This window comes from Pasteurellaceae bacterium RH1A (assembly GCA_012221805.1).
Classification (GTDB): Bacteria; Pseudomonadota; Gammaproteobacteria; order Enterobacterales; family Pasteurellaceae; genus RH1A.
This window is the reverse complement of the sequence record CP015195.1, coordinates 1778726-1799586: the sequence shown is the minus strand read 5'-3', so window position 1 is coordinate 1799586 and position 20861 is coordinate 1778726. Positions and strand designations below refer to the sequence as shown.

20 protein-coding genes and 1 pseudogene are annotated in these 20861 nt (G+C 44.6%); 13 read left to right on the top strand and 8 right to left on the bottom strand.

The features are described from left to right. Window positions 1-91 precede the first annotated feature (91 nt). Both A4G20_08440 and A4G20_08435 read left to right on the top strand, forming a co-directional pair. Window positions 92-334, top strand: a complete 243-nt coding sequence (locus tag A4G20_08440; GenBank protein ID QIW16361.1) for a hypothetical protein — start codon at window positions 92-94, stop codon at window positions 332-334. Next, window positions 327-1756 (top strand): annotated as a pseudogene (locus A4G20_08435) (sodium/panthothenate symporter). The gene A4G20_08440 and the pseudogene A4G20_08435 overlap by 8 nt, the downstream one beginning before the upstream one ends. Before the next feature lie 146 nt (window positions 1757-1902). Here A4G20_08435 and A4G20_08430 read toward each other — a convergent pair. Then, window positions 1903-2592, bottom strand: a complete 690-nt coding sequence (locus A4G20_08430; GenBank protein ID QIW16360.1) for an NAD-dependent deacylase — start codon at window positions 2590-2592, stop codon at window positions 1903-1905. A gap of 385 nt (window positions 2593-2977) precedes the next feature. On the opposite strand from A4G20_08430, the gene A4G20_08425 reads away from it, so the two are divergent. Further along, window positions 2978-5038 (top strand): hypothetical protein, encoded by a 2061-nt coding sequence (locus A4G20_08425; GenBank protein QIW16359.1) that lies wholly within the window; start codon window positions 2978-2980, stop codon window positions 5036-5038. 67 nt (window positions 5039-5105) lie between these two features. On the opposite strand, the gene A4G20_08420 is transcribed toward A4G20_08425, so the two are convergent. From A4G20_08420 to A4G20_08400, 5 genes are all read right to left on the bottom strand, one after another. Further along, a complete protein-coding gene (locus A4G20_08420) occupies window positions 5106-6821 on the bottom strand; it encodes a hypothetical protein (protein ID QIW16358.1) in 1716 nt (571 codons plus the stop codon). A 239-nt stretch (window positions 6822-7060) separates the two neighbouring features. Beyond that, window positions 7061-7894, bottom strand: coding sequence for an NAD-dependent deacetylase (locus tag A4G20_08415; GenBank protein QIW16357.1), 834 nt, complete (start codon window positions 7892-7894; stop codon window positions 7061-7063). Window positions 7895-7947: 53 nt separating this feature from the next. Beyond that, on the bottom strand, window positions 7948-8826 hold the full coding sequence (locus A4G20_08410) for a hypothetical protein (GenBank protein QIW16356.1): 879 nt from the start codon (window positions 8824-8826) through the stop codon (window positions 7948-7950). A gap of 104 nt (window positions 8827-8930) precedes the next feature. Next, window positions 8931-9143, bottom strand: a complete 213-nt coding sequence (locus tag A4G20_08405; GenBank protein QIW16355.1) for a hypothetical protein — start codon at window positions 9141-9143, stop codon at window positions 8931-8933. An 80-nt stretch (window positions 9144-9223) separates the two neighbouring features. Continuing rightward, window positions 9224-9958, bottom strand: coding sequence for a hypothetical protein (locus A4G20_08400; GenBank protein QIW16354.1), 735 nt, complete (start codon window positions 9956-9958; stop codon window positions 9224-9226). 118 nt (window positions 9959-10076) lie between these two features. On the opposite strand from A4G20_08400, the gene A4G20_08395 reads away from it, so the two are divergent. From A4G20_08395 to A4G20_08360, 8 genes are all read left to right on the top strand, one after another. Further along, entirely contained in the window at window positions 10077-11054 is a 978-nt protein-coding gene (locus tag A4G20_08395) for a hypothetical protein (GenBank protein QIW16353.1), read from the top strand. Window positions 11055-11127: 73 nt separating this feature from the next. Beyond that, on the top strand, window positions 11128-11718 hold the full coding sequence (locus A4G20_08390) for an ATP-dependent Clp endopeptidase, proteolytic subunit ClpP (GenBank protein ID QIW16352.1): 591 nt from the start codon (window positions 11128-11130) through the stop codon (window positions 11716-11718). Next, the gene (locus A4G20_08385; protein QIW16351.1) at window positions 11718-12980 is read left to right on the top strand and encodes an ATP-dependent protease ATP-binding subunit ClpX; all 1263 of its coding nucleotides are present in this window, start codon (window positions 11718-11720) and stop codon (window positions 12978-12980) included. The genes A4G20_08390 and A4G20_08385 overlap by 1 nt, the downstream gene beginning before the upstream one ends. A gap of 50 nt (window positions 12981-13030) precedes the next feature. Continuing rightward, the gene (locus A4G20_08380) at window positions 13031-13216 is read left to right on the top strand and encodes a hypothetical protein (GenBank protein ID QIW16350.1); all 186 of its coding nucleotides are present in this window, start codon (window positions 13031-13033) and stop codon (window positions 13214-13216) included. Between the two features lies 1 nt (window position 13217). Continuing rightward, window positions 13218-13880: a hypothetical protein gene (locus A4G20_08375; GenBank protein ID QIW16349.1), complete on the top strand. Its 663-nt coding sequence runs from the start codon at window positions 13218-13220 to the stop codon at window positions 13878-13880. Next, a complete protein-coding gene (locus A4G20_08370) occupies window positions 13877-14866 on the top strand; it encodes a tetraacyldisaccharide 4'-kinase (protein ID QIW16348.1) in 990 nt (329 codons plus the stop codon). The genes A4G20_08375 and A4G20_08370 overlap by 4 nt, the downstream gene beginning before the upstream one ends. A gap of 140 nt (window positions 14867-15006) precedes the next feature. Continuing rightward, a complete protein-coding gene (locus A4G20_08365; GenBank protein QIW16347.1) occupies window positions 15007-15168 on the top strand; it encodes a tetraacyldisaccharide 4'-kinase in 162 nt (53 codons plus the stop codon). 13 nt (window positions 15169-15181) lie between these two features. Then, entirely contained in the window at window positions 15182-16660 is a 1479-nt protein-coding gene (locus tag A4G20_08360) for an ATP-binding protein (GenBank protein ID QIW16346.1), read from the top strand. Window positions 16661-16710: 50 nt separating this feature from the next. Here the strand turns inward: A4G20_08360 and A4G20_08355 are convergent, their stop codons facing one another. Beyond that, the gene (locus tag A4G20_08355) at window positions 16711-16920 is read right to left on the bottom strand and encodes a cold-shock protein (protein QIW16345.1); all 210 of its coding nucleotides are present in this window, start codon (window positions 16918-16920) and stop codon (window positions 16711-16713) included. Between the two features lie 256 nt (window positions 16921-17176). Beyond that, window positions 17177-18289 carry a ribonuclease D gene (locus A4G20_08350; protein ID QIW16344.1) on the bottom strand — a complete coding sequence of 371 codons (1113 nt, stop codon included), beginning with the start codon at window positions 18287-18289 and terminating at the stop codon, window positions 17177-17179. A gap of 117 nt (window positions 18290-18406) precedes the next feature. On the opposite strand from A4G20_08350, the gene A4G20_08345 reads away from it, so the two are divergent. After that, complete coding sequence (locus A4G20_08345; GenBank protein ID QIW16343.1) at window positions 18407-19126, top strand: dethiobiotin synthase; 720 nt, start codon at window positions 18407-18409, stop codon at window positions 19124-19126. A 29-nt stretch (window positions 19127-19155) separates the two neighbouring features. Next, a complete protein-coding gene (locus A4G20_08340) occupies window positions 19156-20781 on the top strand; it encodes a fumarate reductase (protein ID QIW16342.1) in 1626 nt (541 codons plus the stop codon). Window positions 20782-20861 lie beyond the last annotated feature (80 nt).

Sequence of the window (20861 nt, the reverse complement as noted above, 5' to 3'; positions counted from 1 at the left end):
TGAAAGCGAGGTTTTTTGCTATTATCTCGCCCCTCAGCCTTCGGCAGCTCCCCCGCAAGCGGGGGAGCGAAATTATAATTAAGGAGAAAGAATGCACAACACCAACAAACAGCTTAACCGAGAAGCCAAGTGGGCGGTTTTGCTCAGCCTGGGCTATCTGGTTGGCTGGATTATCTTTGCTTATTTGCTGCCTCAAGGCCACGGGCTTTTGGGCTTTCCGCTCTGGTTTGAAATGAGCTGTATCTTCCTGCCTGTTCTCTTTATTCTGGTCGCCCTTTTGGTTATCAAGGGCGTCTATCAGGATATTGACTTGGAGGAGGGCAGCCATGAATAAGGAAATGCTGATCCCGCTGATTATCTACCTGCTCTTTGTCTTTGGCGTGGCCTTTTATGCCTACCGCCAACGTCAGGGGGCCAGCTTCTTATCTGAATACTATGTGGGCGGCCGCTCCATGTCAGGTTTTGTCTTGGCCATGACCACAGCTGCCACCTATGTGGGGGCTAGCTCCTTTATCGGGGGCCAGGGGCGGCCTATAAGTATGGCCTGGGCTGGGTCTTGTTGGCCATGATCCAGGTGCCAGCCGTTCTCTTTTCCCTAGGGGTTTTAGGCAAAAAATTTGCCATGTTGGCCCGCCAAACCAAGAGCTTGACCATCAACGATATGCTCTTGGCCCGCTATCAAAACAAGTGGGTGGTCTGGCTGGCCTGTCTTGCCCTTCTGCTTTCCTTCTTTGCCATGATGACCGTCCAATTTATCGGGGCGGGGCGATTGTTGGAAACCACCTTGGGCATTTCCTACCAAAGTGCTGTGCTGATTTTTGCGGTAACGGTGGGCCTTTATACCTTTATTGGCGGCTTCCGAGCCGTGGTCTTAACCGACACCATTCAAGGCTTGGTCATGATGCTGGGTACGGGCCTGCTCCTGGGCGGGGTGATTTATGCCACAGGTGGCGTGGAAGCGGCCATGAGCCGTTTGGAGGCCATCGACCCTAATCTCCTTAGCCCCTACGGCATTGACCAACGCCCGCTGGATTTCACCTTTATGGCTTCTTTCTGGGTCTTGGTCTGCTTCGGCTTGGTCGGTCTGCCTCATTTGGCCGTTCGCAGTATGGCCTATCGGGACAGCAAGGCCCTCCACCAAGCCATGATTATCGGCACGGTTGTGGTGGCCTTTTTGATGTTGGGTATGCACTTAACGGGCGTGCTGGGCCGGGCCTTGATACCAGATTTGAAAATCCCCGATCAGGTTATTCCAACCCTGATGATTCAGGTGCTACCACCGATTGTGGCCGGTATTTTCCTAGCCGCCCCCATGGCAGCCATTATGTCCTCGATTGACTCTATGCTCATTCAATCTTCATCGACCCTAATCAAGGACTTATACTTGGCCATTAAACCCAATGCCATTGAAAACGAGGCCAAGATTAAACGCTTTTCTACCCTAACAACCCTAGGCTTTACAGTACTGCTCATCTTCGCAGCCCTCAACCCGCCTGATATGCTGATCTGGCTCAACCTGCTTTCTCTGGGTGGGCTAGAGGCTACCTTTATCTGGGTCTTTGTTTTAGGGCTTTTCTGGAAAAAGGCCAATGCCATGGGGGCCATTTGCTCCATGCTGGCCGGCCTAAGTTCTTATGTGGTGATAGCGACTTTTAAGCTACAAATCTTCAGCTTCCATGCCATTGTGCCGGCCACTCTTATTGGCTTGCTTGCCTTTTTGGTGGGTAATCAGTTTTCGGCCAAGAAAGAAGGCTAGGGGCAAAGACATTTGCCCCTAACATGCGGTTAAATTTGTGAAAAAACCTGCAAATTTAACCGCTTGCTTTGATGGCGCCAGCCTCCAGGCTGGTGTCTTATCTATCAAAGAATTACCAGCACCAGCGAGGACGCTGGCGCTATCTTTTATGATTTTGCTAACAAGTCTTTTACTACTCTCAGCACCCCCACCCCCGCCTTCTCCGCAATTACTTTAGCTCGACTGCCCGTGTTTTGCGGGTGAGGGTCGATAAAATAAATCTCTGCCCTTGGGCGGGCATATTGGATCAGGGTATTGGCCGGGTAAACCTGCATAGAGGTGCCGATAATAATCAGCACATCCGCTTCAGCTACCCAATCAATGGCCGTGTCTAAGAGCGGCACACTTTCCCCGAAAAAAACAATATGCGGCCGCATGGGGTGGCCTTGCGGGTCACATAGATCAAGGGGCTGATCGCCCTGCCAGTCAATCACATAGTCCTCATCAAAGGAAGATCGTAGCTTATTAAGCTGGCCGTGCAGGTGCAAAACGGTGGAAGAACCGGCCTTTTCGTGCAAGTTATCCACATTTTGCGTGACGATCTTGACCTCATACCTTTCTTCCAACTCCACCAAAGCCAAATGCCCAGCATTAGGTTGGGCTTTTTCAGCCTCCTGCCTGCGGTAGTTATAAAACTCAATCACTTTTTGAGGGTTGCGGGCCAAGGCCTCAGGCGTGCAAACCTCCTCAATCCGATAGTTAGCCCACAGCCCATCATTATCCCGAAAGGTGGAAAGCCCACTTTCTGCACTGATGCCTGCGCCTGTGAGTACCACACATTTTGCTTTTGTTTTCATATTTTTTCCTTTTTTGACTTTTAAGTTATGACTAAAACCTGTTTTCAATAAGAAATAGGCTTCCAGTGAAAAACAAGCTTATTATCTTATTTAATGCGACGTATTTTGTCGTTTCGATTTATATACTGATTTTATCAAGATAAAGCATATAGGAGCAGCTTATGAGTTATCCATTCTTCCCTCATCTTAATCTTCATTCTTCAAAAAAATCAAGTGAAAACAAGGAGAAATTATCCTCTCATCTGATTTTCTGGCAGTCTGAACGCTCTTTGGAAAGGGCCAATAAGCGGGGCAAGTTTTGCAAAAATTTGCAAAAATCTTACCGCTTGCAGGCTTAAATCACTGAATGATGTCGCATGTTTTTTCTTTATTAGAAGAGGTTACTATGTCTGAATTACAACTTAATCCACCTAAAGTTTCGCCTTATGCTGAATATATTATACTTGCCCTCTTATTTGAACATAAGGGACAAGAATTTTGGTTTTATCAAGATGAAGAAAATAACTGGCGAGATGATGATCTTGCTCTAGCCCTAGGTGTTCCCAAAGAGCTTTTCAAAAATAATAGTAAAGAAGCCTTTCAACTAACGATTGAAGGCTTAAAAGCGCGTTATCAAGTTTATTTAGATAATCCTGATTTGGTAAAAGTAACAAATGAGCGTATTGAGCAAAATCTTCAACATTTGGCTAAAGTACTTAATTTATCAGCATTTGAAATAGCCATACTTCGCCTAGCAGTATATATCGCTTCTGAGAGAACTTTGAAAGATAGCCTAAATTATATTAAGGCCAATTTAAAGTCTCTTGCCCAGTTTTTAGAGAAAATATTTCATTTCCCTTTTAGAGAAATTTATTTATCTTTTAAGCAGAAGGGAAAACTAGCCAGTTATGGTTTAATTGAAAAGAAAAGTTATCATGATGATTTTGGTGATTATCTTGAAGTGGGGGATATTTTAGATATTGATGAATTTAGCACACTACCTTTTAATGCAGAAATGCTTTTGCAGCGTTGTGTTAAACTTGCGTCCTCTCCTCATCTGAAATTTTCAGATTTTGAGCATATTCAAGAAATGGTTGATTTGCTACAAATCCACTTGGAAATGGCGGCATTACATGAGAAAAAAGGGGTAAATATCCTTATCTATGGTGAACCAGGTACAGGAAAAACAGAATTGGCTTTGTTACTTTCCCAAACCTGCTACCAAAATACCTATCTGCTCAATTATGAAGATGAAGATGGTGATCTGCTTTGTGCAGAACGTCGATTAGAGCGTTGCCGCTTGGCTCAAACACTCTTAAAAGGCCAGCAAAATGGATTAATTTTTGATGAAATAGAGGATGTATTTAGAGCCGGTTTGTTTGAACAATCGGTTGCTCAAAGTCATAAGGCTTGGGTGAATCAATTTTTAGAAGAAAATCCTGTGCCCATGATTTGGCTATCTAATAATATCAGTTCTATGGACAATGCTTTTCTTCGCCGTTTCGATTTTATTTTTGAAATGCCTAACTTACCTTTAGCGAAGAAAGAAGAAATGATCAAGGCCAAATGCCAAGGCAAATTATCGCCTGCTTATATTCATCATTTTGCCCAACACGAGGGAGTAACTCCTGCTCTAATTAGCAAGGGTTTTGAAGTGCTCAATCAGTTTGAAAGCAGCGATTTTACGGAGCGTACCTTAAACTGGTTCAACCAAACCTTGCAGGCCCAAGGCTATAAAAAATTGGAAAAACTTAACGAATATCAGGCCGCTTATAACCTAAATTGGGTGAATTGTTCAGATAACATTCATAAGATCAGTGAGGGCTTAAAGGCTACCAAGCAGGGGCGAATCTGTTGCTACGGCCCAGCAGGCACGGGCAAGACCGAATGGGCCAGATGGCTGGCCAGTGAGCTAGATATGCCTCTCTTGGTCTTGCGGGGTTCTGATCTGCGAGATAAATATGTGGGTGAAACTGAAAAACGTATCGCCTCAGCCTTTCGCCAAGCCAGTGAAAATAATATGTTACTGGTGATGGATGAGGTGGACAGCTTCCTCTTTGCTCGAGATAACCAAAATCGTTCTTGGGAAAATTCCATGGTCAATGAAATGCTGACCCAGCTTGAGCGGTTTGAAGGGCTGATGGTGGTTTCCACCAACCTTATGGACAATCTCGATCCTGCCGTTCTTCGCCGTTTTGACCTAAAGATGAAGTTCGATTTTCTCAAACCTGAACAGGTTTGCGACATCGCCCAAGAGCAAGCGGTTAAATTAGGCTTAAATTTAACAGAATTTGACTTTATGAACCTAGCCAAAATTAAGTTCTTAACCATGGGTGATTTTGCTTCCCTGGCTCGCCGTCATCGCTTTAGACCCTTTGAGTTGGGGAGTGAGTGGGTCAAGGCCTTGGAGGAAGAAGTGGGTTTGAAGCGGTTGGAGAGAAGGGGGAGTAAGATAGGGTTTTGTTAGACATTTTTGTGTAGGGGCAGGTTTTATACCTGCCCTATATTTTGGGCTATTTAAATAAACATATCCTTTATTGCAATAGCTCTTTCAATTTCTTAGCAAGTAGTTCCTTGCGACGTTCATAAAATTCACCAAAATTCTCAATAGAATAATCTTCCAAGTTAGGGATTAAATGGCGTTCTAAGAATGCATCTCTATCTTTATTTTGGGTTGATTTTTCAATCCAATCTGCAAGGCTAGAGGCATTTTTAGAAGAGTTTTCATTACCTTCTAATAATTGAAGATTACAAATGGAATTGTAAGATTCCCATTTATATTTGTTTTTATCTTCATCGTTTAAGTTATTAAAATCTGCTTTAGGATGAAGATGATCTTGATGGAAATTGTTTCTATAATCTAAGTTTGGGTAAAGGAGCGATAAAATTGAGAAGGCATATTTGCTTCCCATCTGAGTAGAAAGTAAATCATCAATAAAATCATCATTAGCACTAAAGCTTCTTATTTTCTTAAATTCTCTTGGAAAATAAGAAATAGCATCTTTTAATGGTTTGTTTATAACATCATCCGTGAACTCTTGACGGAATTGAATAAGAACTGTGTCGCTACTTGAAGCAAAAACTTGTTTAAGTAGAATGGTATGAAACCATTTTCTAATAAACTCTCTCTCTTCTTTAAATTTTATAGAAGAACTATATCCTTCATAAACATCTTTGTGATATAAATAATAAATGACAGGAATGACTGCGTTTTTAGAAGTAAGATTATAGTCATTAAACCCAAATGTTTTTAATAATTCAAATGTTTCGAGAATTGTTGCTCTGATTTTACTCCATTTTTCTTTAAGCTCTTCTGCATTTTCGCTAGAAAAGTTTGTAACCTTATATTTTATGTCAGCACTATGTAGATATAAGAATGATTTTAAAACAAGATCCTTTGAAATATAAAACCCTTTTCTGACCACTTCATCAACCAGCTGATTAATTTCTTCTCTAGCATCACTCCAGTTTGCAATTGCAACAGACATAACTAAATCTGAAAAACTTAATGGTTGTCCGCCACTATTAACACGAATAAAAATATTTAATGCTTTGTTGAGGTCTTGTTCTTCTTCTAAAAAATAGTTAATGATCGGTTTTTCAAAAACCACGCGCCTTAATTGTCTAAGTGATTTTCTTGAAAAAGCTAATTCAAAATTATCTATTAATTCGTCAAAACTTTCTTCATTTCTATAATTTAGGATTGAGCCGACTTTAAACCACATTTGATCATTGGAGTCTATATATATGTCATCTTCTTTAGTATTTTCTTTTTTGAGGAAAGAAAATTCATATTCTTTATCATCCTCTTCGTTTTCTAAAGGTCTAGTAATGTTTAGGTAAAGATGACGAGTAGGAATGCTGTATTCATTATCTTCCCATCTTTTTCTATACTCTTTATAAGCATAGCTTCCTCTTAACCCAATATATAACGCTGTTAATCGCTGTTGCCCATCTAATATTGCAGTAAAACTAGGTATCCCATCAGTTGAAATTGGTTCATTGTGAGTTTTATACCATTGTCTATATTTGTCTATAAATTTATAGAATGTGTAATTCTGAGCTGTTTTTTCATTAACTTTCCAAAATAAAAAGGAACTGATGGGATATCCTTTCATTAAAGAATCAAAAAGCCACTCTATTTTATTAGCTGGCCAGACAAATTCACGTTGAATAGCAGGTAATAAATATTCATTAGAGTAAATTTTATCCATTGCTTGAGCAATGGTTATAGGGGTTTGAAAAGACATAATTTTCTCCTGGTTGTGATAAAAGTTTTATGATGATGGCAAAAAAGAATTATATTTAGCTAAAATACGACTAACAAAGCCCATCCCCTCTTCAACTAAACAATCCTCAGGCATAGGATAACAAACATTCACATCAAGATAATCATCCTCTATAATTGCCCATAATAAATTATCGTTAAAGGTTTCAAGTGTTACACTCTCTATAGGGTACCGCTTTAGTTTATATTTCATTGACTATATTACTCCCTTTCAAGCAATAATTCATCCAGTTTCTTCAAGGCTTCCAAGCCCTTCATTTCCAAACTTAAAAAGTGCATTTTAGGTACACCAGCATCTAGTGGGTTGATACGAATAAAGCCTGCTTTTTTGGCCTTGGCGGTGCGTTCGGAAAAATATCGGACGGTTGGGACGGCCTTGCCTGCACCAATTTCAATAACGACCAGATTTTCTACCTGCTTTAACCATTGATGGAGGGCTGCCTCCTTGGGTTCAAAAAAGCTTGGGCAGAAGAACCAATCATCAAACATAAGGACATTTTGCCGAGCCAGACCACCGCAGAAGGGGCAGCGGGGCTTGGGGCTGGTCATCAGGTATTTTTCCTCGTCCACAGTGGGCTGAAAGGCATGAGCAGGCCAGCTTAGATCAGAACAATTTTCCATACATTGCAGACGGTGCAGAGTGCCGTGGACTTCATAAACCCGCTCATCAGCAAAGCCGGCCTTTTGAAAATGCCCATCGACATTGCTGGTAAAAACGAAATAACCGTGTTTTTTCTTGTTTGCCCAACCTTTGAGGATCTGATAGCCCTCGTGGGGTGGGGTTTGGCGGTAGGTATTGAGGCGGTGGGCGTAGAACCAGTAGGCTTGTTCGGGGTGATTTAGGTAAAAAGTTGGGTTGGCAGCGGCATTAAATTGCAGGCCTAGAGCTTCAAAAGGTGGATAGGCATTCCAAAATCCACCCACGGAGCGGAAATCCAGCAGGCCACTGTCCACACTCATGCCTGCTCCAGCGGTAATCAAAATGCCGTCAGCCTTTTGAATAAGCTGGACGGCATAGTTTAGATCGTTTTTCATATTTTCTCCCTATATTTAGTTCTTTGGCTAAGTATAGGGATTAATGCGACAGATTATGGCGTAGGGTTGAGATTGACTAACGCTGTAGTCAAAGTTTCAAGCTCCTGCCAAATCTCGTCGGCTAATTGACCTGTTGGAATCCTTGCCCAGGTTTCATTAGTCCAATCTCTTACATCGCCATCAAAGTATTTCCAATATAGCCAATGTTTATCAGCTTGGTTTCTATCTTTTCCATATTTTTTCTCTAAAAAAGTAGTAAGTTTTTCTTTAATAAACTCATTTTCAGTATTTACTAAAGAAAGGGTAAAGAAACAACCTCTAAAGTTAGGATTATTAAATTCAACTGCCAAATAAAAATTTTTACATGGGGATGTAAATCGAATTGGTTGATAGTACTGAGCATTAGGTTTTTTATCTGTTTCTTTTGTTACCTTCCAATTTTCATGATTTTCTAGGCTACGGAATTTGTCCTCTAAATCCTCAAATAATTTATCAAGCAATTTTTGATAAAGTTCATCTTGAAGATTCATAATATCTAAGGCTGTTTTTACATAAGCTGAATCTTTTGCAATTTCTTCTGTTAGTGGGTTAACTTGTTGAGAAGCTAGGTTCATAGATAAAATCTCCGTTTGGATAAAGGTTTGGAATTGTTGGACAAAAAATTGTATTTTAGGAGCTTTGACTTCGACTGATGCTAGCCATTGACAAAGTTCTTGAGCAGACATTAAAGAGATCTCTTTTTCTGCCTTTTGGTAATCATCTTCTTCAATAGAAGTTGGTTTTTTACCGTTAATGGTTAAATAAACCAAATGATGATTTTCTTGATTGACTTTTCTTAAATCTTCCAAATAGCTGATAACTTGCCTATCCTGATCTCTTGCTCCTCTGAGTTTATTTTCAATGGAAAATGCCCATACAGACTTATTATTCAAAAATCCTTCAATAAAAATATCGTGTTTACCTGTTGAGGCTAGGGTTTGATCGGTTTTAATATAGACCCTATCGTAGTTTAAAAAATGCTGTAAGTTAAAATGCTTTAAAAGGCTATCAAGAAATAAATTTTTTGTCCGTGACTTTCTTTAGGGTTCAATAAGAACTTGAGAATATAGGATAAACCAACTTCATTGGTTGGGATAAAGTGAAAAATATTAAAATAGTTAGCTTGATAAGCTTCGATTAGCTCCTCTTCCTTTTGCCATAGCTGATTTTTTTGAGAGAGGTTTTGTAAAATCTGAGAGGTATTTTCCATAGGAACTCCTTAGTTAAAATTAATGAAAGACTACCTGTATTTTTGCTCAAAATACACATTTTTTAAACAAATATTTGATCCTACCCAAACTCCACCGCCACAATACTGACATCATCATGCTGCCTTTGTTGGCTAATGGCTTTGCGAAAAGCGGTGAGGCGTTGGCCAATATCTGTATATTTATGCCAAATGGCTTGCCGTATTTCTTCAGAAAGCCCATTGGTTAGGCCGTCAGAACAGAGCAGGAGGCAGTCGCCTTGTTCTAATTGAATTTGAGCCGAATGAATGCGGAATTGATCTTCCTGCCAATCGGCAATGAGGCAGTCAGAAAGGGCAGCGTAGAGGTTTGCAAATTTTTCAGGATTTTGACCCGCTTGCAGATCATTTAGAACCGTGTGATCCTGGCTAACCTGTTTCCACTCACCAGAGGTGGAAATATGATAGGCTCGACTGTCGCCTACATTGAGGATGTGGCAAATGCCATTGGGGAAAATTTCCGCCCCAACAAAGGTAGTTGCTGTGCCGAAAAGGCTTGAGGCAAAGGCTTGGCAAAAGTGCTGGTGTTGGTTGCGAAGCCAAGTAGGGTTAAGTTTTGGGCAGTTTGCTAGCTGTTCCATCCAGTAGCGGCTGGCCTTTTGGGCTTGAGGGCTATGCGAAACACCGTCTGCCACGCCTAGCAAAAGTTTTTCTCTCTCGAATTGGCAAGTGACAGTATTTTTCAGTTTATACTGAAAAACCTGCTCGCCGTTAAAGAGAGCATCTTGATTGTGTTTTTTGCCTGTGCCGATTTGTTGGCAAAAAGAAATCTTCCACATATATCTTTCCTCTAAGCTTATTTTTTCTTATTCTAAGCCATAATGCGACAGATTGTGTCGTATAATGTAATAAACTTACAAGCGGTTTTATTTTTATTATTTTTTGCAAGGAAAAATCATGTCAGACAGCATTGATCCTCTTATCTATCAAATTAAAGTGCTTAATCTTCTCACCAAAAAATATATTTCCATTCCTGAATTACAAGAACAGATGGAGTATGAGGGAATTGCCAAAAGTAAGCGAACCTTGGAACGCACCTTAGAAAAATTAGCAGATCACTTTGATGATATTGAACGCCGTACCGACAGCAAGCCCCATCAATATCGCTGGAAAGAATATGCCTCGGGATTGAAGCTCTTGAATATGACACCGCAACAGTCGGTGGCCTTGATGTTGGCGGAGGCACAGCTAAAAAATTTATTGCCGCCTAATATTATGGAAACGATGAGGCCTTTTTTTGAGCATGCCCATTACCAAATGAAATTTGCTGCAAGAGATAGGCTGGAACACCAATGGCTGACCAAGAAAGTAGCGGTTGCACCAGCAACGCAACCCCTTGAACCACCTCAAATTGATGAGACTATTTTTAAGGAAGTGACTACCGCACTTTATGAAAACCGCCTGCTCAATGCGGTCTATCAAGCCCAGTGGAACGACCAGCCCTCCCGCTATCAGGTTATGCCTTTGGCCCTTGTGCAACAAAATGTGAGCCATTACTTGGTGGTGAAACGCATTAAAGATGGTCGAGTGATTGGCGAACCTTTCTTTTTAGCCCTGCACCGCTTTTTGGCGGCCGAGGCTTCGACCTTTTATTTTGATTATCCGACAGACTTTAAGCTCAAATCTTTTATTGAAAAAGAAAACCGTTTTGGCTACGGGGAGTGCCGGCCTATTCGTTTGACCTTTTCTATCAGTTGGAATAGCGGTTATCACCTCACTGAAACTCCGCTTTCGCCTGATCAGGTTATTTTGGAAGAGGACGAAAACCACTACCGCTTTCAGGCCAGCGTGATTAAAACCGATATTTTAGAACGTTGGTTAAGGGGCTTTGGGGATGAAGTCTGGGATCTGGAGATGGAATACTTGGATGAATAACTGGCCATTAGATTTAATCCCAATTTTTTGCTAAAATCAGCCACTTTTCTAAATCGAATATATAGGAACTTTTATGAGCATTATCCCTACCGTGATTGAGTCCACCTCCAAGGGTGAGCGTGCCTTTGATATTTACTCCCGCCTGCTGAAAGAACGCATTATTTTCTTGAGCGGTGAAGTGGAAGACAATATGGCCAACTTGATCGTGGCACAACTTCTCTTCTTAGAGTCAGAAGATGCGGAAAAAGACATCAGCATTTACATCAACTCGCCAGGCGGTTCGGTTACGGCGGGTATGGCCATTTTCGACACCATGAACTTTATCAAGCCTGATGTGAGCACGGTTTGCATTGGCCAGGCCTGTTCCATGGGGGCTTTCTTGCTCTCGGCTGGGGCCAAGGGTAAACGCTTTGCCCTGCCACACGCCCGTGTCATGATCCACCAACCGTTGGGTGGTTTCCGTGGGCAGACTTCGGACATTCTCATTCATGCCCGTGAAATCGAAAAAATCCGTCATACCCTCAATGAACGGATGGCAGAGCATACCGGTCAGCCGCTTGAGGTGATTGAGCGTGATACCGACCGTGATAATTTTATGTCAGCCCTTGAAGCCCAGGCCTATGGTTTGGTGGACGAAGTGGTGATGAAACGAGGCGATAAATAATGACTAAGAAATTTGAACAAGAGCCACATTGCAGTTTTTGTGGCAAACGCCGTGCTGAAGTCGATGCCTTGGTGGAAGGCACAGAGGGGCATATCTGTAACGAGTGTATTGAAGAATCCTATGCCCTCTTAAATGGCGATGATGAACCACTCATTGACGAGGCCTATCAAGCGGAGCAAAAAGACGCATTTTTTGCAAACGTGCCAACCCCACACCAAATTCACGCTCACTTAGATGAATATGTGATTGGCCAGGAACACGCTAAAAAAGTGCTTTCTGTGGCGGTTTACAACCACTACAAACGCCTGCGTAATGCTCTATCTGGCCATAAGGAAACCGATGGCGTGGAGCTGGGCAAGAGTAATATTCTGCTTATCGGCCCAACTGGCAGCGGGAAAACCTTGCTGGCTGAAACCCTGGCCCGCCGCCTTAACGTGCCTTTTGCCGTGGCGGATGCAACCACACTGACCCAAGCGGGCTATGTGGGCGAGGACGTGGAAAATGTGATTCAAAAGCTCCTGATGAAGTGCGATTACGATGCCGAACAGGCCGAGCGGGGCATTATCTTTATTGATGAGATCGACAAGATCACCCGTAAGTCTGAAAACCCATCCCTGACCCGTGATGTATCGGGCGAGGGCGTGCAACAGGCCTTGCTCAAGCTGGTGGAAGGCACCGTGGCCAACATCAACCCGCAGGGCGGCCGCAAGCACCCAAAACAGGAGACTATTCCTGTCGATACCTCCAAGATCCTCTTTATCTGTGGCGGGGCCTTTGCAGGCTTAGATAAGATTGTCGAGCAACGCACCAACCAAAAGGGCGGGATTGGCTTTAAGGCCGATCTGAAAAAAGACAAGGATCGGGAAGCTTTAACTGAACTCTTCAAACAGGTAGAGCCAGAAGATTTGGTTAAATTCGGCCTTATTCCAGAGCTAATCGGCCGTCTGCCTGTGGTCACACCGCTGGAAGAGCTGGACGAAACCGCCCTGATTGCCATTTTAACTGAGCCGAAAAATGCTATTATCAAGCAGTATCAAGCCCTGTTTAAAATGGAAAATGTCGAGCTGGAATTCACCCAAGATGCCCTAGTCGCCATCGCTCAAAAGGCCATTTCCCGCAAAACCGGGGCCCGTGGCTTACGGTCGATTGTGGAAAATCTCTTGTTGGATACCATGTATAACCTGCCATCGCTTACTGATGCGAAAAAAGTGGTGGTCAATAAGGAATGTGCGGAGCAGGGGATTGCACCTGAGGTAATTTAATCTAAATAAGGTGGGGAAACTCACCTTATTTTTAATCTATAAGGAAGCAAATGATCTCATTACAAGAACAAAATCAACGTAGAGAAGCTGTTGAGTATGCCAAGGGCAGTGTTGAATTAGAAGGAATTTATTTATCTGATGAATTGCTTGATTTAACCGAAGAGTATATTTCTGGTCAATTAACTGAAGAGCAGTTTTCTGATTTGTTTTTAAAAACAGTTGAACATTTAAACTAAGATGTTTATTACCTATAACACCCCAGAAGAACGTAAAAATATTAAGTCTTTTTTACGAATTACCCAGTTACAACGAAAGCCTATTACAGGGAATTTTGATAGAGAGCATTTAATTGCTATTAATGCCTATATCTTTCAAGATAGTCCTGAGGTTGCGGGTGTTTTTCGTCCTGAAGTTCAGATAGATAGTAACAAGCTCTGGCGAAAACAACGGGAGTTAAAAGGCTTTGGGCTAACTTCGGTGTGTTATAGCAATATGTCGCCAGCAGATATTTTGCAATTAGACAGGATCTTATCCGAAATTCATCCTACTCAATATAAAAAATTATCCCTTAAACAGTTCGCTAAAGTTATCACAAATTTATATGCGAGATTAGATCATATTCACCCTTTTCCTGATGGAAATAGTCGAACCTTGCGGGAATTTTTTAGGCAGTTGGCTTACGTTTCAGGCTTTAAATTAAATTGGAATGTTCATTCACAAGAAGTGATTTATATGGCAAGAGATGTGGAAGTAAATAAAATAATGATTGCTTCTATTACTAATCCTATACATATTCAATTTTTACGTGAAGAAAATCAAGCCATTCAAAGCCATAAAAATTATAAACCGCTTGAAGAGGTAATATTAGCTTCCTTATCTAAACAGGGAAAATTAGAATGAAACTCTGGCAAGAACGTACCCTTTTAACCTGGCTTCTCTCGCCCCTTTCCCTGCTCTTCTGGATAATCAGCAGCCTGCGCCGTTGGCTCTATCGGGCTCAGATCCTCAAGTCCTACCGCTCGCCCGTGCCAGTTTTGGTGGTGGGGAACATTAGTGTGGGAGGTAATGGCAAGACCCCTGTGGTGGTTTGGTTGGTTGAGCAACTTCAAGCTAGAGGGATTAAAGTGGGGGTGATTTCTCGGGGCTATGGCGGCCAAACTAAAGCTTTCCCCCAATTAGTAACCAAGGAAAGTTCGGCCCAAATGGTGGGGGATGAGCCTGTCCTTATTGTGCAACGCACAGGCGTGCCGCTGGCCATTTCGCCCAACCGCCGAGAGAGTATTGAACTGCTTTTAAGTCAGTTTGAGCTGGATCTGATCATCACCGATGACGGCCTACAGCACTACGCCCTTGAGCGGGATATAGAATGGGCGGTGGTGGACAGCAACCGTCTCTTTGGTAATGGCTTTTTACTGCCCGCCGGCGGACTGCGGGAGTTGCCTAGCCGTTTGAAGTCGGTGCAAGCGGTGATTTTTAACGGAAAAGTTGCAAATCCTGATGCCATTTCCATGCAGCTGCAGGGGGATCGCCTGATCAATGTCAAAACCGGCGAATGCAAAAAAATTGCCGATTTTGACCGCTTGCCCTGGGTGGCCATGGCCGGTATTGGCGACCCCAACCGTTTTTTAAAGAGCCTTAAGACCCATTTAAGCGTGGGGGAGGGCAATCACTTTTACCCCTTTGCTGATCATCAGGCCTATACGCTTGAGCGTTTGCAACCGCTCACCCCCAATCATGAAGCCCTTTTAATGACCGAAAAAGATGCGGTAAAATGCCGTGCCTTTGCCCAAGATAATTGGTGGTATATGCCGGTTGATGCGGTGTTTGAGGTCAATCAGGCAGAGCTCTTATTGGGGCTGGTGTTGGATTTGGTCAAGCATAAATAATTTGTCCCCCCTCAGCCTTCGGCAGCTCCCCCCGTAAACGGGTGGAGCGAAATTTACATACGCTTATAGGCTTTTCCCTCCCCCGCTTGCGGGGGAGGTGCCGAAGGCGGAGGGGGAAATACAACAAAGAGAAACTAACAATGAACGAAAACCTCCTAAAAAACCTGGCCTGCCCCATTTCCAATGGCAAATTGGACTGGGACAAGGAAAACAACCGCTTGATTTGCCAAGAAAGCAAACTGGCCTACCCTATTCAAAACGGTATTGTCGTGCTCCTGCCTGAAGCGGGCCAACCTCTTTAAATAAGGAAGAAACATGAACCAATATCCAATCGCCCAAAGTAAGACGGGCAAAACCATCTCCTTAACCGCCAAAATGGCCAACCGCCATGGCCTTATCGCCGGGGCAACCGGGACGGGAAAAACCGTTACCCTGCGTAAATTGGCCGAGGCTTTTAGTGACAACGGCGTGCCGGTTTTTTTAGTGGATGTGAAAGGTGACCTATCAGGTATCGTGCAAGCGGGCCAATATCAGGGAAAAATTGCAGAACGGATTGAACAGTTCCAGTTGGGCGGAGAAGATTATTTGGCAGGCTACCCAGTTTCCTTCTGGGATGTTTTTGGCCAAACGGGCATTCCCCTTCGCACCACCATTTCTGAAATGGGTCCAATGCTGCTGGCCCGTTTGCTCAACCTCAACGACACCCAAGAAGGCTTGCTCAACCTAGTTTTCCGTGTGGCAGACGACAGGGGACTTTTGCTCATTGATCTGAAAGACCTGCGGGCCATGCTCAAATTTGTCGCCGAAAACGCCAAGACCTTCCAGGTGGAATACGGCAACGTATCGGCGGCCAGTGTCGGGGCTATTCAGCGGGCCTTGCTGGCCCTTGAAAATGAGGGAGCAGCCAACCTCTTTGGCGAACCAGCCCTTGATCTGCACGACTGGATGCAGACCCGCAATGGGCGTGGGGTCATCAATGTGCTTAACTCCGAAAAACTTATCAATTCGCCAAGAATGTACGGGGCCTTCTTGCTCTGGTTTATGTCTGAGCTCTTTGAAACCCTGCCTGAAGTGGGCGACCCAGACAAGCCAAAATTTGTCCTTTTCTTTGATGAAGCTCACTTGCTCTTTGATGATGCACCGAAAGTCTTAGTGGATAAGATCGAACAAGTGGTTCGCTTAATTCGTTCCAAGGGGGTAGGGGTCTATTTTGTGACCCAAAACCCGCTGGATCTGCCAGATAGCGTCCTCGGCCAGCTGGGCAACCGTGTTCAACACGCCCTGCGTGCCTTTACCCCTCGTGATCAAAAGGCGGTTAAATCCGCTGCTGAAACCTTCCGTTCTAATCCAGAGGTAAATGTCGTTGAAGCTATCACACAACTGGGCGTGGGCGAGGCCCTGATTTCCGTCTTAGATGAAAAGGGTATGCCAACGCCGGTGGAAATCGCCTACATCTATCCACCAAAAAGCCAGCTTAAACCTTTGGCAGAAGGCGAGCGTAGCCAGCTGGTCAAACAGGACGATTTGTATGCCCATTACAGTCAATATGTAGACAACGAATCAGCCTTTGAAATCTTAAACGCTCAAGTAGCTCAAGCCACAGAGGCTCAAAAGGAAGAAGAGGGCTTTTTAAGCGGTATGATTGGAGCCATTTTCGGCACCAAGAAGAAAAATGAGCAAACGGTTGCTGAACAGCTGGTGGGAAATGTGGCCAAGTCGGTGGGCAGAAACCTAAGAAATCAAGTGACCAAGCAGATTATGCGGGGGATCTTGGGGGCCATTACCAAGAAATAGATGAAAAAAGAGAGAGCTTTTGCTCTCTCTTTTTTTTGCCTTAAGTGAAATTAGATTTTTTTCACGTTTGCAGCAGATTGGCCACGGGCTGAGTCTTCGACACCGAATTCAACCTTGTCACCATCGTTTAAAGTGCGGAAGTTGGTACCTTCGATTGCAGAGAAGTGTACGAACACATCTTTGCCACCCGCATCTGGAGTGATGAAACCGAAACCTTTGTCAGCGTTAAACCATTTAACGATACCTGTAACTTTAGACATAAAAAATCCTTTAAAAATAAAAATGTGAATAGAAATGCTTAATGAAATGATTGCATTGAAGTGGGAGATTTATGGCAAAATTCGAGGTAAACCGATGGGTATAACAATAACAAATAAGAACATAGATCAACAGGCTAGGCCTAGTACTTTACGGCAATAACATAAAATAAAGCAGGGGCATTAGAACACTAATCTGGGGGAAAGCAAACGATATTTGCAAAAAGAGGGAATTTCTTCCCTCCTCCGTCCAGTTGCCTTACAAAACCCCGAGCAGTTCCCGCCCCATGGCTTCCCGCCAGCCCGTCAATAACTCTGGTAATTTTTCCTGCGGCCGGCCTTTTTGGTGCCAGCTAAAGAGCTGGTTGAGCTGGCGTTTGCTGGCCACAAGTTCCAAGGGCAGATCAAGCGGTTTAATTTGGTCTAATTTTTGCTGAAGGGCCTTGAGGCTAGCCTTATAGCCAGGCTGATCGACCAGGCGGACGATAGCCGGTGGGTAATTGGCTTCATCAATGGCCTGGCCTTGTTCTACTAACCACAATAATTTCTTGCCGTGAATTCGCACCTCATTGGGGTGCATAAAGTCCAAGAGTTTGGTGGTGTGAATGGGCTGATCCTTGGCAATTTGTAGCAGGCTTTGTTCTTTTACCACGAAATTCAGAGCCAGATTTCGCTTTTTAGCCTCTTCATAACGCCACTTGGCCAGCACCTGCAAGACGGCCAGTTGCTGCGGAGTGAGTTGCCAAGCATTGCTGATGTCTTGATAGAGTTTGGCCGGGTCGGTGGTTTGGCGGCACTTGTCCAGGAGCTTGTTGCATTCCTGCACAATGGCTTCCTGCCAAGGGGAGAGGTCAAAAAGCTCGGCCAGTTTGTGGTAGGCGGGCAGAAGATAGAAAACATCGGCGGCCGCATATTGGAGCTGGGTTTGGGTCAGGGGGCGGGCCAGCCAGTCGGTGCGGGAGGCGCCCTTGTCCAGCTCTAGGCCTAAAAAATGTTGCACCAATTTGGCAAAGCCCATGGAGGTGCCGATATTCAGGAAACCGGCCATCACTTGGGTGTCCAACATAGGCTCTGGCAGCTGCTTAAATTGATGTTGGAAGACTTCCAAGTCCTCGCCGCAGGCGTGTAAGACCTTGAGCACCTGCTTATCTGCCAGCAAGCTGACAAAGGGCGAAAAATCATCAATGTCTAGCGGGTCAATCAGGCTGACTTGTTGGCCGTCAAAGAGTTGGATCAAGCCTAATTGCGGGTAGAAGGTACGGATGCGGACAAATTCCGTGTCCAGGGCCACCACAGGCTTTTGGCGGGCGGTTTGGCAAATTTCAGCTAGTTCTTGATTGGTTTTGATATATTGATAGGTTATTTCTTGCATATCTGAAAGCGCTCATGTGAGTTAAGGGCTAAATTTATCACGCAGATTTGATCAAGGACAGTATTTTGCCCAGAATTTTTTGCTAATATTCGGCCATTTTAAACCCAAAGGAACCTTATGGCAGCACTTTTTATTACGGGGACGGATACGAATGTGGGCAAAACCATCGTTACCCGTGCAATTTTACAGCTTCTTAATCAGTATGAAGTCCCCGTGATGGGCTATAAGCCGATTGCCTGTGGGGGGGATGATTCCTTGCCAACCGAACCCAATCAGGACGATTACGCCTGCGAAGATGTCAATGATGTGCTGGTGTTGCAAAATAGCCTAAGCCAGCCAGCCCATTACCGTGAAATCAATAGCTATTCCTTTATCCATTCCAGCACGCCTATTTTTGCGGCCATTGATGCAGTGCGCAATATCCATGTAGAAAAGCTGGATAAGGACTTGGCCCGCCTACAACAGCGCTGCCCTAATGTGGTGGTGGAAGGCACCTATGGCTGGCTAACGCCTATAAACAAGGATTTGAGCTTTGCAGACTGGGTGAAATCCCACCAAATGCCTGTGGTCTTGGTGGTGGGCATTAAGGAGGGCTGTGTTAATCACGCCCTTTTAACCGCCAATGCCATTGTTCGAGAGGGCGTGAAATTGGTGGGCTGGGTGGCCAATCGGGTTAATCCTGGCCTGCGGCATTATATGGAGTTGATCGAACTGCTTAGCCAGAAAATTGATGCCCCGCTCCTAGGCCAAATTCCCTACATCGGCCGGCCTGAAAAACAAGAGTTAGCCCACTATTTGCAAAACCCCGATCCCCTGCTACACTACTTCCACAAATAATCCCTCATGCCCCGTCAGGGGCTTTTTCTATGATTAAAATTTCCCAAACCATTGAAACCGACCTGCTCATTGTCGGCGGCGGCATTGCAGGCCTGGCCTCCAGCGTGGAAGCCCATAAAAAGGGCATTCAACATATTCTTATTAGCAAGGCTCCGCTTGGGTCTGGCGCCAGTTTTTTTCCCCTCAAGGCCACCTTGGGCATTCAGGTGACAGGCGATAAGGCCGACCAAGCCCTTTTTCAGGAGGATGTTGAGCGGGTGGCCTGTGGCATGAACAACCCTAAGATTGTGCGGGCCTATATTGAAGACTCGGCTCAGGCTGTTGGCCTGCTCAACGAAATTGGCTTTGAGGCCTGGCAGCGGCAGGATAACCGCCCGGCCTGCTTTGCTCAATATCCCCGCCCGATTTTCCTGATTAACCAGTGGAAGGTGGCCGCCAAGCGGGCCAAGCAGATTATTGCCAAGCAGCAGACCCAGGTCTTTGAAAATGCCACCCTCCTGCATATTGCCACTCACCAAAACCAGGTTCAGGGGGCGGTTTTTTCGGTCAATGCAAGCGGTCAAATATCCTATATTTTTTGCAAAACCAGCCAGATTATCTTGGCCGCAGGCGGGATTGCTGGCCTTTATAAGGACAACCTTTACCCCGCTGATGTGATTGGCTCCACCCATGCCATCGCCTTGCAGGCAGGTGCCAGCCTGACCAACCTGGAATATATCCAGTTTATCCCAGCCTTTGTTGAACCCAAATACAAGGTGCTGTTTGGCGAGCATACCCTCAAATACTGCACGGGTGTCTTTGACCAGGCCGGCAAGTCGCTCTTCCCCCATAAAAGCCCAGCAGAGTTTGGCCAAATGGTGGCTGAACGCAGCGGCTATGCGCCCTTCAGCGTGGACTTTGACTGCGTGGAATTTGACCTAGTTATGATGCAACACTTGCTCCAAGGCCATGAGGCGGTTTACCTGACCTATTCGCCAGAGCTTTACCAAGATCAAACCGAGTTCTACAGGGTTTACCTGAACTGGCTCAAGCAAGAAGTGGGCATTGACCTGCTTAAAGACAGGGTCGCCATCGCCCCCTTTGCCCACAGTTGCAATGGTGGCATTGAGATTGATGAAGATGCGCAAAGTGCCGTACAGGGCCTTTTTGCGGTGGGCGAGGTCTCCAGCTGCATTGAAGGGGCCAACCGCCTGGGTGGCAATTCGGTGGGCGGCAGCCTGGTATTCGCCAAGCGAGCCACGGCTAAAATTCAGGCCAATTTGCAAAAAAATCAGGTTTTTGCCCCGCTTGAAGCTAGCCTAAAAGCGGCTGAGACTGCCCTTAACCAGCCCTATAATCCCCAGGCCCAGCCAGATTTAACCGCCAGCCAAGTCCTCAGCCAAATGCGGGAGATGATGGGCAAATATGCTAATGTTTATCGAACGGAGGCGAATTTAGCTAAACTTGCTGCCTTCTTGAAGGATTTGGAAGCCAAGTTCTGCCCTGTGCGAACCGCTCAATATCAGGGCCTAGAGGTCTATTTTTCCCTGAAAACCGCACAAGCCGTGGTGGCCTCCATGCGGGAGCGGCGTGAGAGCAGGGGAGCGCACTATCGGGCAGACTTCCCCCAAAGAGACGATAGGATTGGCCAACTAAACATTCAAAATCAAGCCTAAACAGCCTTGAAAAGTGAATAAAATGTGGCGAAAAGATTGATTTCTTGCAAACAAGAGGTCAAAATTCTGCCCAAATTGAC

What these genes read in the sequence shown, in the direction of transcription:
- A4G20_08370 (QIW16348.1), top strand. Translation starts at nt 13,877, where the DNA reads ATGAAACTCTGGCAAGAACGTACCCTTTTAACCTGGCTTCTCTCGCCC.
- A4G20_08405 (QIW16355.1), bottom strand. Translation starts at nt 9,143, where the DNA reads ATGGAAAATACCTCTCAGATTTTACAAAACCTCTCTCAAAAAAATCAG.
- A4G20_08350 (QIW16344.1), bottom strand. Translation starts at nt 18,289, where the DNA reads ATGCAAGAAATAACCTATCAATATATCAAAACCAATCAAGAACTAGCT.
- A4G20_08340 (QIW16342.1), top strand. Translation starts at nt 19,156, where the DNA reads ATGATTAAAATTTCCCAAACCATTGAAACCGACCTGCTCATTGTCGGC.
- A4G20_08415 (QIW16357.1), bottom strand. Translation starts at nt 7,894, where the DNA reads ATGAAAAACGATCTAAACTATGCCGTCCAGCTTATTCAAAAGGCTGAC.
- A4G20_08375 (QIW16349.1), top strand. Translation starts at nt 13,218, where the DNA reads ATGTTTATTACCTATAACACCCCAGAAGAACGTAAAAATATTAAGTCT.
- A4G20_08365 (QIW16347.1), top strand. Translation starts at nt 15,007, where the DNA reads ATGAACGAAAACCTCCTAAAAAACCTGGCCTGCCCCATTTCCAATGGC.
- A4G20_08400 (QIW16354.1), bottom strand. Translation starts at nt 9,958, where the DNA reads ATGTGGAAGATTTCTTTTTGCCAACAAATCGGCACAGGCAAAAAACAC.
- A4G20_08360 (QIW16346.1), top strand. Translation starts at nt 15,182, where the DNA reads ATGAACCAATATCCAATCGCCCAAAGTAAGACGGGCAAAACCATCTCC.
- A4G20_08395 (QIW16353.1), top strand. Translation starts at nt 10,077, where the DNA reads ATGTCAGACAGCATTGATCCTCTTATCTATCAAATTAAAGTGCTTAAT.
- A4G20_08380 (QIW16350.1), top strand. Translation starts at nt 13,031, where the DNA reads ATGATCTCATTACAAGAACAAAATCAACGTAGAGAAGCTGTTGAGTAT.
- A4G20_08440 (QIW16361.1), top strand. Translation starts at nt 92, where the DNA reads ATGCACAACACCAACAAACAGCTTAACCGAGAAGCCAAGTGGGCGGTT.
- A4G20_08385 (QIW16351.1), top strand. Translation starts at nt 11,718, where the DNA reads ATGACTAAGAAATTTGAACAAGAGCCACATTGCAGTTTTTGTGGCAAA.
- A4G20_08425 (QIW16359.1), top strand. Translation starts at nt 2,978, where the DNA reads ATGTCTGAATTACAACTTAATCCACCTAAAGTTTCGCCTTATGCTGAA.
- A4G20_08355 (QIW16345.1), bottom strand. Translation starts at nt 16,920, where the DNA reads ATGTCTAAAGTTACAGGTATCGTTAAATGGTTTAACGCTGACAAAGGT.
- A4G20_08430 (QIW16360.1), bottom strand. Translation starts at nt 2,592, where the DNA reads ATGAAAACAAAAGCAAAATGTGTGGTACTCACAGGCGCAGGCATCAGT.
- A4G20_08420 (QIW16358.1), bottom strand. Translation starts at nt 6,821, where the DNA reads ATGTCTTTTCAAACCCCTATAACCATTGCTCAAGCAATGGATAAAATT.
- A4G20_08390 (QIW16352.1), top strand. Translation starts at nt 11,128, where the DNA reads ATGAGCATTATCCCTACCGTGATTGAGTCCACCTCCAAGGGTGAGCGT.
- A4G20_08345 (QIW16343.1), top strand. Translation starts at nt 18,407, where the DNA reads ATGGCAGCACTTTTTATTACGGGGACGGATACGAATGTGGGCAAAACC.